Below are 14,944 nucleotides of genomic sequence, written 5' to 3'. Positions count from 1 at the left end.
CCTAGCTACTCCTTTTGATCTTCTGGATACCAACGGTCGAGCAAGGCTTTTGAACGCTCTAACTCGGTTTTCCAAGTGTCGGCGCCCACTACGGTCGGTTTAAGCAAAATCACAAGTTCAGTCTTCTTTAACGAGTTAGCACGGTTGGTAAAGGCTTCACCTAAGAAAGGAATATCTCCAAGCAGTGGAACCTTTGATACTAATTCAACATTCTCACTCTTCATCAAACCACCGATCACCACCACATCGCCAGTCTTCGCTTTAATGACGGTATCTGACTCCCGGATCTCGCTCTGAGCCAATGGCAACTCTAGGGTGCTTTCAGAAATCTTAATCGACTTATTTTGCTCTTTGATATCGATAACCGAAGGGTGAATATGCAGTAGTACATTGCCCTCTTCATCAATTTGCGGCGTCACATCCAGCGCAATACCAGAAAAGAACGGGGTCAACTCAACCTCTGGTGAAGTCACGGGCGTCGTACCCGCTACCGTTGTCGATGATACATCGGTTACAAAATACTCGTCGCGACCGACCTTAATCACAGCTTTTTGGTTATTCGATGCCGTCACTCTTGGGCTAGATAACACATCGACATCACCTTGGGTATCGAGCAAGGTGATCACGCCGCGAAAATCGGTGTCGTTTGTTATTTCTAATGAAGTAATACCGCCTAACACCGCCGTTATCTGATCGCCAAAAGATCCTTCGGAGGTGCCGAAGTTAACCTTCGTATTGCCATCCGTCAGCGCACTACCTAAAACTTTATCCCACTGGATCCCTTGTTGGTAACCATCGGAAAGCGTCACCTCTAAAATTTTTGCCTCTAGGATAACTTGACGCTGCAGATGACTCTCTGCGGTTTGCAGGAAGGTTTTCACCTGACGCAACTCATTAGGATAAGCACGAACCGTCACTAGCCCAGCTTGAGGGGTGACCACGACCTGCCGACCACCACCCGTTTCACCGACGATTGAAATTAATGTTTCTTTCAACTCCCCCCAAAAGTCAGTTTTAGTGGTAGAGCGGATAAAAGTACCGTTGGTCGTTTCGTTACTGCCGCTGTTGCTTGAGCCATTGCTTGAGTTATTGTTTGAGTTACTACTATTGCTGTTGTTATTGTCGTTGTTGTTACTGTTATTACTGCTATTCGAGTTGTTACTATCTGAGATACGGCCTGAGTTTACCGAGGTTAACGATAAGCCTTGGCGCTCCATATAGAGATAATTTAACGGAAAGGTTTCAGTGCGCATCCCCGCTGGAAATACTCGTAGAATTCGACCATCTCGGCTCACTTCATAGCCATAAATATCTTCTACCACCTGTAGCGCTTCACTTAAGGTGACCCCTTTGAGCGATAACGAGATACTTCCGGTGACATCTGGGTGTACCGCTACGCTTAGCGGCGTTCCTTGAATTAAGCTTGGAAAGAAGACTCTGGCATCGACATCATTTGCTGCCACATCAAAACGACGCTCGGTAGGCATAACTGGAGATACCCCACTGAGTAGGGTGTTTGCAGATAATTCACGCTGCACCGAATCGGGCATCACGGCCGCTGGCGGCGGTACTTGCTTGGCCGTTTCACTAGCAATGGAATGAGAAAGCGTCGATTTCGATTCGACAGGCTGTGGACGGTCGGTTGTCTGACATGCCACTAATAAAAGCACTAGTAGAGGCGTAATTGTTTTTATCGCTGTCATTTATTGTCCCTTCGTCTCTGTTACGGCTGGGTATAAAGCAAACTGGCGGCCATCAGAGAGCCAAACACCTTGGTTATTTATACGCACGATTTTTACACCTTGAACCGAATCACCTATGGTATAGATCTTGTTGTTAAAAATAGCCGTAGCATTGCCACCGGATATCAATACACTGTTTAATTTAAGTTTTTCTGCAGTACCTTGCTGATTTGTCGATAGAGAAACACTGCCGACGCCAGGCCGCGTTGGGTCTCTAAGCGACTCGGATTGGACAAAACAACTAGTCATAAATAGCACCATACACGCCAGTGCTGACAGAGGGTTAACCTTGATTCGCAACACTGATAAAATCCTTATTGATACTTAAGGTATATAGTTCCAATACCACGCTTGCCTTGGGGTATTCGGCTACTGAATAATCTAACTGTTTCCAATAAAGTTTATTTGGCATATTTTCCACAGCCTGTACAAAACCCAGTGTCGAGAAATAGTCTCCCTCTAACGCGAGTTTTATTCCGTGGCTATACAGGTTCAACTTGTTTTCATCACCGACGGCCAACAGAGGCTTAGGCTCGACGGTATCGAACGCCAACAATTTAACCCCTTTCACCCGACCTAATAATTCACTCAGCATGGCGGGCATGTGTTCAGCAGGAACCATATCAACCATTTGGAAGGAGAGCTCCTGGTCGACCGCAGCAGTTTGCTGACTCAGAGTTATCTGGCGCTGTCGGTAATCTTCGTCAGGGTCTTGTGCTAATCGTTCTTGATACAGTGCAATTTGTTGAACTGAAATGGCATTCTCAGAGGTCAATGATTTTACGGTGCGCTGCAGATCGCTACGCTCGAGTAGCTGTGACTCTATAGGTAAATAGAGCAACATGCCTAAGACAATGATCACGGCTAAAGCTACCATCACCCGTTCACGCTGTGAAAGCAGATCAAATCTTTCTGCTAGTTGATCGAATTTAGCCTTCATTGAGTCGATTCCTCCACCACACGGCTACGCAGTATGAAAGACAAGGGCTCACCCTCTCCACGGCTCATTGTTAACGTGCTGAACGCTTGACCTTTTAGAGTGTCTACTTGCTTCAGACGCTCGACCCACTGTGGCACATTTAACGGAGCCCTACTGTAACCTTCAAATTCAAATTGATCTTCAATCACATGAATACGCCTCAACCAGATGGAACTGTCTGCAACCCTTGCTAAATCCGTCAATAATGAAGAGTATCCCCGGCTCGTCAGCGCCTGAACATTGCCCAGTTCACCTAACAGTCTCCGCTTCACCTCCAGCTGTTGTGCCATCAGATCGACTTCGGCCACTAGAGCGGGTGAAGCCGCTCTGGCTGCAATATCTATTTCAAGTTGCGACTTTTGCTGATCGTAACTCGTTTTTTGCTGTAACAAGGTTGATTTTTGCTGGGTTAAATCGGCCACGCTAAGATAACTAATAAGATTGGCTATCAGCAGCAACACGACAAGACCCAATGTCAGCTGAGTTAGCTTTACAAAGGATACTCTTAGTTTCGGAGGAAGTAGGGATTGGTTAAACAGGTTAACCCGCAGTTTAGGCGTCATCTAAGCCACCTCCTGTTGACGATCATGGTTAAACTCAGCAAAAGCAAGTTCAGCAAATTTATCGGCGACGCCCGTGCACTGAATTATATTAACTTGTTGATCGAAATTTGCCGATAACAAACGAGCTAACTCCTCTTTCGCTCCATCCATCAGTAACTCTATTGAAGCAACTGGCGCTTGACGTAACTGGCTTTCAAAGTAATCCATTGAACGTTGCAGTTCTAGACTCAGGTTATCGGCGATGCCTAGGCGTAAATCGTCGGCGCTAACCACATCAATCTGATTAAACCCTCTGACACTTCGCTGCATATAAAGCTTGCCCTGCTTAATCACAGTCAATTTCAGTTCGTGATTTGGCTCGTGAGATAAGACGAGCTTAGCAAGGTTTTCATTCTCAGATAGGTTGCTAATGGCCATCTCCTCAATACTGATCCCCGCAATCGCCACATCACATTGCTGCGCTGCCAGAGCAAGGTCGCTCATCATTTGTCGGTCGACCACAACAACGGTTAATTTATTATTGTTAGATTGGGGAGACTCAAAGTAGTCGAGATGCAGCTCAGCAATAGGTTTCGACACCATATCCTTAATCGACCATTGCAGCGCTTGGCCTATCTCTTCGTCGTCGACCGCGGGTTTATCGACAACCAGCAACTGATAATAGTCGGCGCTTAATACGATCTGGAGATGGGCACCAGGAACTTGCGCGACCAAGTTTTGAAAAGCGCCGCGCCAGTCTTGTTTCGTCAGCGGAATTTGACGCAAAGGGAGATCTTCCTGATAGACGGTCATCCCATTGGTGTTGATATAAACGCCTAAGTCGACTCTATTGTGTTTCTTTTGCCAAAAGGCAAACTTACTCAAAAGATTATTTTCCATCAAGGCTTGTCCGTTATCCAATGCTCAAGCGACGTTGAGAATCCCAAATTGCGCACTAAAAAGACTCACGTACAACAGCTGTACAAACTCATGAGCGATCAAGCGTCAAAAAACTATCGTTATTGTAGCTTCTAATCTGTTAATTTTATAGAAAAAAACCAATATCAATGAGATAGGTTGCTTTAACCGTGAAGTAGCAACCAAAAAACAACAAGCCAGCCTCAATAACAACAGAACAATAACGAGATTAAACTTCTTCCATCGGCTCGCTAAACAGACTGCCTTGGCCTGCGCTCACCCCTAAAATTTTCAATGTTTGCCACTCTTCAAATGACTCAATCCCTTCGGCAAAAAACTGTACCTCGGAGCGATATAATCCACCGATAATACTTCTTACAAACAGTTGATTTTCCTGACGTAGATGAATCTGTCTCACGATTGAACGATGCAGCTTAATGATATCGATTTTGCAGGCTTGAATATATTCCATACTCACCACTTGTTGACCCACACGATCGACACACAGACTTGCCCCCATCTTACTGATCATATCCAGATGAGGCTTCAGTTTATCCATGTTATTCACCAAGATATCTTCATTCAGCTCAAAAATTAATTGCGAAGTAAGGTGACGATATTCGAGTAAAGTCGTTTTTAACCAACGAATAAACGCGCGGCTACTTAAAGTATCTAAACTCAAGTTGACACTGTATTTTGCGTCATCAGTAGGATTACTCCCTAATAGATCAAACAACACAGTTTCGATGACTTGACGCTCTATCTGCGGTGTCAAACCACACTTTATTGCCATAGGAAGAAACAGGGTCGCCCGCACTAAACCACCGCTGCTATCCCTAAGTCGGCAGGAGATCTCTTTGTGATGCTCAAGGCCATCGCTATCCATTACTGGCTGAGAAAAGGCAACGACTCTCTTATTCACCAAGGCATATTCAAGAAAGCTACGCCAACGCACGGTTCCCCGCGCAAACTCCTCATCGACAGCACCTTTATCGTACATAAACCAACTACTGCTGCCTTGGAACTGTGCGGCTCTCAGCGCCATCTCTGCTTCCTCAAGCAGCTGCTCTTTACTTTCACCCACCTTGAAGTAAGCAAGGCCGATATGAAAAAAATCATCTCGATTATTAACCCCATCGAGAGGTTGAGCTAAACAGACCTTTAATAACTTGGCGGCAAGCTTTTCAACATCCGCCAAGGATATTTGCGGCACCACAATCGCGAACTGATTATAGGAGCGACGAGAGAATATGCTGTTGGCTTGAGTATCGAGCAACTGGCTGATACCACTGATCGTTTGGCTAAGCAGTTCATGGATAGCCTCTTCACCGAGCTCTTGCTGCAGCAGATCAAGATCTTCCATCTCCAACAGCAGCAACACACCGGGTGCCATCATACCCTCGTTATTACTTAAGGCATCGAGTCTATTCTTTAAAAATAAACGGTTACCAATCCCAGTCTCAGGATCAAGAAAAGTATTAGAACGAATAAACTGATCGAAGCGGGCTCGTTGCTTCTGGGCATCCTCAAGTTCGAGCAGTAATTGTGTCAATGCGCGATTAATCAAGCGCGGTCGACCGTGACCGCTCTCTGCTAACGCTTTATCATAATCGCCAGACAAAATAAGATGACTTCGCTTAGCAAGATCTTCGACCCCTTCAAGCTGCTCTGCTAACCAGGCATGACCCCAGCGCACAAATAGCCAGATAACGACCACACCAAATAGAAAAATCAGCGCGCCGTGCCAACTCACATTATTAAGCACAAAGGGCTGTGGCAAACTGATATGGAAGGTGAGTGCCAGAGGTTCACTCAAGACACGATCGTAATGAACTAAACTCGTTTCGCTATTTGGATTGTCGTACTGATAGACGACTTCGCCATTGCGAGTTAACAAAAAATGCTGGGCGTTGTAAGCCGATAAGATTGGTGGTAACCAGATATCGAAGTGTTTTAACTGATGCTGTTGTTGATGCTGCAACAGCATCGACTCAAATTCCGACATCTGGCGTTGTTGAAACTTGTAGGTTAGCTGAACAAAACTGACCAAAGCGGTAAGTAAAAAGATAAACGCTACAGCAGCTAAGGATAGTAGCCAGAAAGCGGTTAATTTTTTGGTCAGTATTTCAGTGATTTTCATTTCCGCTTCCTGCAGGATTATTATTATTCTAGCTGGCAGAATTATTCTGCTAGTGCAGTAAACAACATACAAATAAACACTATTTTTCACAATAAAAAAGGGCCCTTAGGCCCTTTTTTATTACTCGCTAGCCATTACGCCATGTAATGCTCAGGCAAAGTGGTTATCGCAGCGACGCCTGAATCAATCGCCGCTTGTGCCACAGCTTTAGCAACGTTTGATAATAAGCGGCTATCCATAGGCTTAGGAATGACATAATCAGGGCCAAACTTAAGCTCTGACACATCAGGATAAGCGGCTAGCACTTCTGCTGGTACAGGCTCTTTGGCTAATGATGCAATTGCGTGAACCGCAGCAATTTTCATCTCATCATTAATCTTGGCCGCGCGCACATCTAAGGCTCCACGGAAAATAAATGGGAAACACAGCACATTATTCACTTGGTTTGGATAATCGCTACGACCCGTGCCCATGATCAAATCTTTGCGTACATCATGAGCCAATTCAGGCTTAATTTCTGGATCAGGATTAGAACAAGCAAAAATAACAGGCTTATCAGCCATTAATTTAACATCTTCGGCAGTTAATACATCTGGACCAGACAAGCCTAAAAATGCATCGGCGCCTTTAATCACGTCCTGTAAGGTACGCTTATCGGTATTGTTGGCAAACAATGCCTTATATTCATTGATATCTTCGCGGCGGGTATGAATAACACCTTTGCGATCTAGCATATAAACATTTTCACGCTGCACACCGCACTTCACCAACATAGTCATACAGGCAATGGCAGCCGCGCCAGCGCCCATACAAACAAATACGGCTTCATCTAGCTTCTTACCTTGAATCTCGATCGCATTGATCATCCCTGCCGCAGTAACGATAGCGGTACCATGTTGGTCATCATGGAATACAGGCACATTACAACGCTCAATCAGCGCCTTTTCAATTTCAAAGCATTCTGGCGCTTTAATATCTTCTAGGTTAATGCCGCCAAAGGTGTCTGCAATCGCCTCAACGGTATTGATAAACTCTTCGGTCGTGCGGTGTTTGATCTCGATATCTGTCGCATCGATATTAGCAAAATGCTTGAATAGCAGCGCCTTACCTTCCATAACGGGTTTAGACGCTAGTGGACCTAAGTTACCCAATCCAAGGATCGCAGTACCATTAGAGATCACTGCCACCGTATTACCCTTGGCGGTATAGCGATATGCGTCATCAGGATTAACGGCAATTTCACGCACCGGCTCTGCAACGCCAGGACTGTAGGCTAGAGCCAGATCCATACTGGTCTCTGCGGGCTTGGTCAGGCTAACAGCGGTTTTACCTGGAATGGGGAACTCATGGTAATCGAGGGCTTGTTGACGGAAATCGGCCATTTTAATAATCCTGCAAAATGCGGCAAATGAATCTTAGAGTGAGGTCTAAACTTCCATGTGGGTTAACAAAATATACAGCTGTTAACGAACAGGGTTGTTAAGCGGCTAAGATACTCGAATCAAGACACTTTTTAAACAAGATATTAGAAAATTTCAGCTTATTATCATCAAAATCGTTCTAAGGCGTATTTTGCAAACTTATCTGTGAGGGATGATAACTGATCAACTGCCACTTTTTGTAGGAATAATACAACTCTCCACGGACAATTACGGGGCTTTCAAGCAAGTTTAGGTTCAAAATGTTGCTAAATTTACCAGATTCTTCTCTAGGTATGCCCACATAAAATTTTTCATCAATAATTAGCCAAATATGCTGACCTTTTCTTTCAAAACCAGTAACCACTCCTCTGACCTCTCGCCAACGGTTAAGATCTTCACGAGTGATTTGATCGACTGTCATTGGTTGGTATGCTGGAAAACGCCATAAACCGAGACGATTGTTGCGCGCTTCTCGTTCAACCCCCGCCAAACACTGCCAAAAATAGTCATTTTGATAAACTCGGGCTTTGGCGTAACCACTGCTGAGCATCAACTCCTGCAGATGAGTGCCGTCATCCGTATAAACATAAGCCAGCGTCTTACCTTGAGGATCTAAGCGCTTGCGATCGAAAGCGAGATTGAGCTTCTGTCCAGACTGAAGATATTGTTGAAGAAATTGCCTGGCTTGATTAGCAAAAGGCTCTGATAGTTCAGGATAGTTACGATCAATCTCAGGAGCATCTATGCCGATTAAACGGATATTTCTGTCGTCGGTTAATTTAATGGTATCGCCATCAAGCACACTCTCAAACTGGACAACCTCATCGTACTGGGTCGGCACACAAAGACTTTCTCCTGCGCGTGCGACAAACGGTACCAGCAATACCAGTATCACGATAATAGTTTTCATCGCTTATCAAATCCCTCGATTAAGTAATGCCAAAGACATTGTTTGAACTAACATACAACAAGTTATAACACATAAGAGATATAAATCGCAGGCAACAAAAAAGGCGCCATATAGGCACCTTTTTTAAATTCGTTACAGAAGTAATATTTACTTCTTGCCAAGCATACCGAAACGCTTGTTGAACTTGTCGATACGTCCGCCAGTATCCATAACTTTCTGGGTACCAGTGTAGAATGGGTGACATGCACCACAAACGTCTAAGTGAAGTGGCTTACCAGCAGTAGAGTTTACTTTGATAACGTTACCACAAGTACAAGTTGCAGTGATTTCTGCATAATCAGGATGAATGCCTGCTTTCATTGGGATTACCTCAAGTTAAAGGCCATGTCGCTCTTCCAACCCGAAGTCGGACACCACATGCAGTTAATAGAATATTCAGGCGCAGGATAGTACAGGATACGAACAATAGATACAAGCTCGGCGTATTAAATCCTTAGGCATAAGAAGTATCGAACTCAAGCCATCATCGCCACTAAGGAATTCCCGCCAAACTTTCGAACCGTCTATATCGACTTATAGTGAATCATCACAGCTAAATGGAACTAAAAAGTATCAACAGGATTACATTGCATCAAACGTCTGTTTGGCAAATTTGGCGTCTAGGTATCTTTGCTTAACTGGCAAAGAGGGACAGTCGAGTACAACATCTGCCCTAAGATTGTTAATCTTTCCTTTAGAAAAGGCGTTCGGATTGGCATCAAAAATCGCTAGCACGGCACCATAGGTACTCAGGTGCCACTCTTTTGCATAAACAGAGGCGATGCGCCAGAGCGTCTGCTGTCCGTCATAGTTGAGTTGGCAGTTGGCTTCTACTAACTTGCCACCCAGAATAGGCTGAGCTGCGACGACACTTTTAGATTTAGCAAGATTAACGGACTTATCTTTATTAGATAACGGCTTAACTATTGGTTTAGTGACCGCAACACCATCAAACAGGCGCATCCGCTTAACCTCTTGCCATTGGTTAATTTGATACTCTTTGACGATCAACATCGCATCGGCATCGGTGACATCTTCAACACCGTCAAGCAACAGCATAAAACTATTGATTGGACTCACCATTAAACGTTCGCTACCACTTTGTTGCTCGACAATAAACTGTAACTTATCTAAGTGAGAACGCTCCGTAACGATATTAACCTTCAGCTTAGGATTCGCCCCCAAGACAAACTGCTGCTGATTAATACTCACATGAGTGACTTTGGCCATACTTGAATAGCTTACGAGTAACAACGTTGTCAGTATGGCATATAGAATTGTTCTCATATCATCGTCTTATGATAAAAACTGTCCCTCTATTAAGCACAATTATCAGTTGTGATTCAACATCTTTATTACAAATCCCCATCACCAAAACAGAGCCGATTTAGGACAAAAGTTAGCAAACAAACAGATAGTGGTAGCCCTAGCAAAAATCGCTGGTTACACTGCTTATACCTAAAATTCAGTTACCTGTGTTTATGCCCCTGTTTGTTGAAGTTGCCCTTCCTATCCCTATGCGCCAAACCTTTAGTTATCGGGTGAAAGAAACCGATATCCCGATGGCACTAAAAGGAGTAAGAGTCAAAGTCCCCTTTGGTCGCCAGCAACTGATCGGTTTAGTCACCAGCACAAGCGACGAGTGCAGCTTAGCCCCGCAGCAGATAAAATCGGTGATTGAATTTTTAGACCGCGAACCACTGCTTCCTGAATCCCTGTATAAATTGACCCAATGGGCAGCGCGTTACTATTTTTGCAGCGTAGGGCAGATGCTATCCCAAGCAATCCCAGTTGCACTGCGCAAAGGCGCCCAAGTCAGCGCAGAAAGCACCCGCTATTGGCAAGTGACTGATGCAGGAAAAAATGCTGATATAGAGACATTAAAACGCGCCCCTGCCCAGCGCAAAGTAATGCAGCAATTAAGTGAGGGTGAGCTAACTCAGGAGGAGCTCAATGCACTCGAGCTGAGTAAAACAGCAATTAAGGCACTGCAAGATAGAGGCTGGATCCATTACCAAGATAGAGACAACCAACTCGACCTCTCTTGGCGAGAGAACTTATCTCTAGACGAAGAGCCTCATAAGCTAAATCCTGAGCAAGCGATCGCCGTTGCCACACTTAATCAGCAAACGGGTTACCACTGCACCTTATTAGAAGGGATCACGGGTTCGGGTAAAACAGAGGTCTATTTAGCGCTGTTAGAAACTGTACTGAAACAGGGTAAACAGGCACTTATTCTGGTTCCAGAGATCGGTCTCACCCCGCAAACCATTAGTCGGTTTAAACACAGATTTAATGTCCAAGTCGCCGTTATTCACTCGGGATTAACTGACAACCAACGCCTTAACGCCTGGCGTCAAGCACGAGCAGGTGAAGCCGCGATCATTATTGGTACTCGCTCGGCGTTATTTACTCCGATGCGCTATCCTGGGCTAATCATCCTAGACGAAGAGCATGACAGCAGCTTCAAGCAGCAAGAAGGTGTCGGCTATCACGCCCGAGACTTAGCTGTCATGCGCGGCCACTTAGAGAAAGTTCCGGTATTACTGGGCAGCGCCACTCCATCGTTAGAAACATTACAAAACGCGCTATCGGGACGCTACCATCACTTGAGCTTAGGTGAGCGAGCTGGAGTGGCAGAAAAGGTGCGCCAAGGCATTGTCGATATTCGTAATCAGCCGTTAAAAAACGGCCTGTCCCATGCCCTACTCAATGAGATGCGAATTCATTTAGATGCTGGCAACCAAGTGTTGCTGTTTCTTAATCGACGTGGCTTCGCTCCCGCCTTACTCTGCCATGAGTGCGGCCATCTGCATGAATGCGACCGCTGTGATGCCTTTTTTACAGTACATCAATCGCTTGGTGAGATCCGTTGCCACCACTGTGGTAATCAATATGCGATACCGCGCCAGTGTCATCAGTGTGGAAGTACCATGTTAATGGGACAAGGGGTCGGCACAGAGCAATTAGCCGAAGCGCTAGCAAAAGAGTTCCCCAAATACCCTGTCGTGCGTATCGACCGCGATACCACCAGCCGCAAAGGCGCACTGGAAGGTCATCTTAATGCGATTCATAAAGGCGAATATAAAATCTTAGTCGGTACGCAGATGCTGGCTAAGGGTCATCATTTCCCCGATGTGACCTTAGTGGGCTTACTCGACGTAGACGGCGCGCTATTTAGCGCCGACTTTAGGGCCCCCGAACGCTTTGGTCAGCTCTACACTCAAGTCTCTGGGCGCGCAGGTCGTGCAAGTAAGCCAGGGACCGTTTTATTGCAGACCCATCAGTGTGATAATCCGATCTTGCGTGAACTGATGCATAAAGGTTACGGTGAATTTGCCAGAGGCCAGCTAGAAGAGCGTAAACAAGCGCTACTGCCACCTGCCTGGCATATGCTTCTGCTTCGAGCAGAAGCCCATAACGCAGAAGACGCCGATGAGTTCCTCAATCAAGTGGCAGCAATCTTGCCGCAAAATGAGCTTTGTGAAGTGATTGGCCCAATGCCTGCTCCTATGGATAAGAAAGCAGGTAAATTTCGCCGTCAGCTAATGTTTCAAACCAAAGAACGCCGTCAGCTGCAGCAATCTTTCGAAATCGCACTGCCGCAAATCGAAGCGCTACCCTTGGCCAAGAAGTGCCGCTGGAGCCTAGATCGCGACCCGCAAGACCTGTTGTAATAAAAAATATGTAAAATAGCGCATGAATTTCAGCCCAGAGGATAGCAATTAGCCACCACTAACGGCTAAAATACGCGGTTATCCCTGAATCTTTTTATCTTAAGTAACTGTCGATTAAACGCCAATGAAATCACATATTCAATCTTTGCTCGAACAAGCCATCAATACCCTAAAACAGCAGGAGATCATTCCGGCCGATTTTGAAGCGCGTATTCAGGTAGACCGAACCAAAGACAAAACTCACGGTGATTTTGCCACCAACTTAGCCATGATGTTAACCAAAGTGGCACGCAAAAATCCGCGTGAATTAGCTCAGCTAATTATCGACAACTTGCCGCAAGATAGCCAAGTGGCGAAAGTTGAAATCGCTGGCCCTGGCTTCATCAACTTCTTTATTGATGACAATGCCCTAGCCAATCAGTTAATGGCTGCGTTAAAGGATGACCACTTAGGTGTTGTTTTGCCAACGCCACAAACTGTCGTGGTCGACTACTCTTCACCTAACCTTGCCAAAGAGATGCACGTAGGTCACCTGCGCTCAACGATTATCGGTGACAGTGTGGTACGCGCACTTGAGTTCCAAGGTCACAAGGTGATCCGTCAAAACCACGTCGGCGACTGGGGTACCCAATTTGGTATGTTGCTGGCTTACATGGAAGAGCTGCGCGCCCAAAATGGCGAACAAGCACAAATGGAGCTATCTGATCTCGAAAGCTTTTACCGCGCCGCAAAAGTGCGTTTCGATGAGTCTGAAGAGTTCGCCATCCGCGCTCGTAAGCTCGTGGTCGAACTGCAATCGGGTGATGAGTACTGCAACAAGTTATGGAAAGAGTTTAACGACATCTCATTGAGCCATTGCCATGACGTATACGCCCGTTTAGGTGTCAGCCTAACTCGCGCCGATGTTCGCGGCGAGAGTGCCTACAACGATGACTTAGAGCAAGTCGTACTCGATCTCGATGCTCAAGGTTTATTATCTGAAAGTAACGGCGCAAAAGTCGTATTCCAAGATGAATTTAAGACCAAAGAGGGTGAGCCACTTCCTGTTATCATCCAAAAAGCGGACGGCGGCTACCTATACGCCACCAGCGATATGGCTGCTATGCGCTATCGTTCAAACGTACTTAACGCCGATCGCGCGCTTTATTTTGTCGATTTACGTCAAGGCCTGCACTTCCAACAAGTGTTTAATCTGGCGCGTAAGGCTAACTTCGTTAACCCAAACATGAGCCTTGAGCACATGGGCTTTGGCACCATGAACGGTGAAGATGGCCGCCCATTCAAAACTCGCTCAGGCGGCGTGGTTAAATTGGTCGACCTATTAAGTGAAGCCGAGACTCGCGCACTTGAGCTCGTTCGCAGTAAAAATCCAGACATGGATCAAGACGAACTAGAAAAAATCGCTAAAGTAGTGGGTATTAGTTCAGTTAAATATGCCGATCTATCTAAGAATCGCGCCAGTGACTATATCTTTAGCTTCGAGCAGATGCTGAGCTTCGAGGGTAACACTGCGCCTTACCTGCTTTACGCCTATACGCGCGTAGCCGGTATTTTCAAGCGTGCCACAGACGTAGATTTAAGCGATGCCAGCATCAAGCTCGAACATGATAAAGAGAAAGAGTTAGGCACTAAATTAGCCCAGTTTGGCGAAGTGCTAAACCGTATGGTTGCTAAAGGTCAACCTCACGCATTATGTGGCTACCTATTTGAACTCGCAGGTGCGTTCTCAAGCTTCTATGAGGCTTGTCCTGTTCTCGCCGCAGATTCTGAAACCGAGAAGAAGAGCCGTTTATTGCTGTCACAACTTACTGCGAAAACGCTGAAGCAAGGTTTGGATCTGCTAGGTATCGAAACTTTAGAGCGCATGTAAAGTAAGGCGGGAAGATGAGCAATCGCGATTACGCAAATAGAAAACCTGCGTCCAAAGCACGAGCCAAGGCGAAAGGTGGCAGACGCAAGTCTGCCCAACCTGCGCCAACACGTTTTCCCTTGTTGCTTTCTCTTGTGACTCTTGGGTTAATTGGTGGCTTCGGTTACTTTCTCTGGAGTATCAATGATAGTGCCAGCGATGTAACCCCAGAGGTCGTTGTTGAACAGGCGACCAAACCTAAAGTGCAGAAAAAAGATCCTAATGCGCTTCCTCCAAAACCAAAGGAGGAGTGGACCTATCAGCAGGAACTGGAAAATAAACAGGTTGAGGTGGATATTCCAGAAAGCACGGGCCCAACTCGGCCCTATCAGATGCAATGTGGCTCATTTAGAAAGCAATCTCAAGCTGAACAGATGAAAGCCATGATCGCTTTCCAAGGACTCGAAGCTCAGGTGCGTAAGGTCGAAGGTAGCAGTGGGATCTGGTACAAGGTGGTATTGGGTCCCTATGATCGTAAGCGTTTAGCTGAGAAACATCGTCATATTCTACAGGGCGGCGGTTTAAATGGCTGCCAGATCTGGTTCTGGGAAGGCAGTTAGTTAACCTTTCAAACACTTAAAGCGGGCTTTTGGCCCGTTTTCTATTTTGGTTCCTCCTGCGCACCAGAATAATACCGAACAGTACCAGAATCGATATTCACTCACTT

At 45.8% G+C, this 14,944-nt stretch carries 13 protein-coding genes; 3 read left to right on the top strand and 10 right to left on the bottom strand.

What is annotated here, in order from left to right; translation table 11 throughout:
- Positions 1 to 5 precede the first annotated feature (5 nt).
- From mshL to K0I73_RS01680, 10 genes are all read right to left on the bottom strand, one after another.
- Positions 6 to 1,703: a pilus (MSHA type) biogenesis protein MshL gene (gene mshL, locus K0I73_RS01725; RefSeq protein WP_220062839.1), complete on the bottom strand. Its 1,698-nt coding sequence runs from the start codon at positions 1,701 to 1,703 to the stop codon at positions 6 to 8.
- Positions 1,704 to 1,991 (bottom strand): MSHA biogenesis protein MshK, encoded by a 288-nt coding sequence (locus K0I73_RS01720; protein ID WP_258405257.1) that lies wholly within the window; start codon positions 1,989 to 1,991, stop codon positions 1,704 to 1,706.
- Positions 1,992 to 2,025: 34 nt separating this feature from the next.
- Positions 2,026 to 2,682, bottom strand: coding sequence for an MSHA biogenesis protein MshJ (locus K0I73_RS01715; RefSeq protein ID WP_220062838.1), 657 nt, complete (start codon positions 2,680 to 2,682; stop codon positions 2,026 to 2,028).
- On the bottom strand, positions 2,679 to 3,284 hold the full coding sequence (locus tag K0I73_RS01710) for a PilN domain-containing protein (protein WP_220062837.1): 606 nt from the start codon (positions 3,282 to 3,284) through the stop codon (positions 2,679 to 2,681). The genes K0I73_RS01715 and K0I73_RS01710 overlap by 4 nt, the downstream gene beginning before the upstream one ends.
- On the bottom strand, positions 3,285 to 4,163 hold the full coding sequence (locus K0I73_RS01705; RefSeq protein WP_220062836.1) for an MSHA biogenesis protein MshI: 879 nt from the start codon (positions 4,161 to 4,163) through the stop codon (positions 3,285 to 3,287).
- A gap of 247 nt (positions 4,164 to 4,410) precedes the next feature.
- A complete protein-coding gene (gene csrD / locus K0I73_RS01700) occupies positions 4,411 to 6,321 on the bottom strand; it encodes an RNase E specificity factor CsrD (RefSeq protein ID WP_220062835.1) in 1,911 nt (636 codons plus the stop codon).
- 134 nt (positions 6,322 to 6,455) lie between these two features.
- Complete coding sequence (locus tag K0I73_RS01695; protein ID WP_220062834.1) at positions 6,456 to 7,703, bottom strand: malic enzyme-like NAD(P)-binding protein; 1,248 nt, start codon at positions 7,701 to 7,703, stop codon at positions 6,456 to 6,458.
- A 178-nt stretch (positions 7,704 to 7,881) separates the two neighbouring features.
- Positions 7,882 to 8,652 (bottom strand): thermonuclease family protein, encoded by a 771-nt coding sequence (locus tag K0I73_RS01690; RefSeq protein WP_220062833.1) that lies wholly within the window; start codon positions 8,650 to 8,652, stop codon positions 7,882 to 7,884.
- A gap of 147 nt (positions 8,653 to 8,799) precedes the next feature.
- Positions 8,800 to 9,012 (bottom strand): 50S ribosomal protein L31, encoded by a 213-nt coding sequence (gene rpmE, locus K0I73_RS01685; protein ID WP_220062832.1) that lies wholly within the window; start codon positions 9,010 to 9,012, stop codon positions 8,800 to 8,802.
- Between the two features lie 261 nt (positions 9,013 to 9,273).
- Positions 9,274 to 9,978 carry a LysM peptidoglycan-binding domain-containing protein gene (locus K0I73_RS01680; RefSeq protein WP_220062831.1) on the bottom strand — a complete coding sequence of 235 codons (705 nt, stop codon included), beginning with the start codon at positions 9,976 to 9,978 and terminating at the stop codon, positions 9,274 to 9,276.
- Positions 9,979 to 10,172: 194 nt separating this feature from the next.
- Between K0I73_RS01680 and priA the strand changes: the two genes are divergently transcribed.
- The 3 genes from priA (at position 10,173) to K0I73_RS01665 (ending at position 14,837) form a co-directional block, all read left to right on the top strand.
- On the top strand, positions 10,173 to 12,368 hold the full coding sequence (gene priA / locus K0I73_RS01675; protein ID WP_220064215.1) for a primosomal protein N': 2,196 nt from the start codon (positions 10,173 to 10,175) through the stop codon (positions 12,366 to 12,368).
- A 124-nt stretch (positions 12,369 to 12,492) separates the two neighbouring features.
- Positions 12,493 to 14,238 carry an arginine--tRNA ligase gene (gene argS / locus K0I73_RS01670; protein ID WP_220062830.1) on the top strand — a complete coding sequence of 582 codons (1,746 nt, stop codon included), beginning with the start codon at positions 12,493 to 12,495 and terminating at the stop codon, positions 14,236 to 14,238.
- A gap of 14 nt (positions 14,239 to 14,252) precedes the next feature.
- Positions 14,253 to 14,837, top strand: coding sequence for an SPOR domain-containing protein (locus K0I73_RS01665; protein WP_220062829.1), 585 nt, complete (start codon positions 14,253 to 14,255; stop codon positions 14,835 to 14,837).
- Positions 14,838 to 14,944 lie beyond the last annotated feature (107 nt).

The sequence above is a fragment of the Shewanella mesophila genome (assembly GCF_019457515.1).
GTDB classification, from domain to species: Bacteria; Pseudomonadota; Gammaproteobacteria; order Enterobacterales; family Shewanellaceae; genus Shewanella; species Shewanella mesophila.
This window is presented reverse-complemented; position numbering and strand designations above follow the sequence as displayed.

Coding starts and splice junctions, on each gene's coding strand:
- K0I73_RS01710 (WP_220062837.1), bottom strand. CDS start 3,284: ATGACGCCTAAACTGCGGGTTAACCTGTTTAACCAATCCCTACTTCCT.
- K0I73_RS01690 (WP_220062833.1), bottom strand. CDS start 8,652: ATGAAAACTATTATCGTGATACTGGTATTGCTGGTACCGTTTGTCGCA.
- rpmE (WP_220062832.1), bottom strand. CDS start 9,012: ATGAAAGCAGGCATTCATCCTGATTATGCAGAAATCACTGCAACTTGT.
- K0I73_RS01720 (WP_258405257.1), bottom strand. CDS start 1,991: ATGACTAGTTGTTTTGTCCAATCCGAGTCGCTTAGAGACCCAACGCGG.
- csrD (WP_220062835.1), bottom strand. CDS start 6,321: ATGAAAATCACTGAAATACTGACCAAAAAATTAACCGCTTTCTGGCTA.
- K0I73_RS01695 (WP_220062834.1), bottom strand. CDS start 7,703: ATGGCCGATTTCCGTCAACAAGCCCTCGATTACCATGAGTTCCCCATT.
- argS (WP_220062830.1), top strand. CDS start 12,493: ATGAAATCACATATTCAATCTTTGCTCGAACAAGCCATCAATACCCTA.
- K0I73_RS01705 (WP_220062836.1), bottom strand. CDS start 4,163: ATGGAAAATAATCTTTTGAGTAAGTTTGCCTTTTGGCAAAAGAAACAC.
- K0I73_RS01680 (WP_220062831.1), bottom strand. CDS start 9,978: ATGAGAACAATTCTATATGCCATACTGACAACGTTGTTACTCGTAAGC.
- mshL (WP_220062839.1), bottom strand. CDS start 1,703: ATGACAGCGATAAAAACAATTACGCCTCTACTAGTGCTTTTATTAGTG.
- K0I73_RS01715 (WP_220062838.1), bottom strand. CDS start 2,682: ATGAAGGCTAAATTCGATCAACTAGCAGAAAGATTTGATCTGCTTTCA.
- K0I73_RS01665 (WP_220062829.1), top strand. CDS start 14,253: ATGAGCAATCGCGATTACGCAAATAGAAAACCTGCGTCCAAAGCACGA.
- priA (WP_220064215.1), top strand. CDS start 10,173: ATGCCCCTGTTTGTTGAAGTTGCCCTTCCTATCCCTATGCGCCAAACC.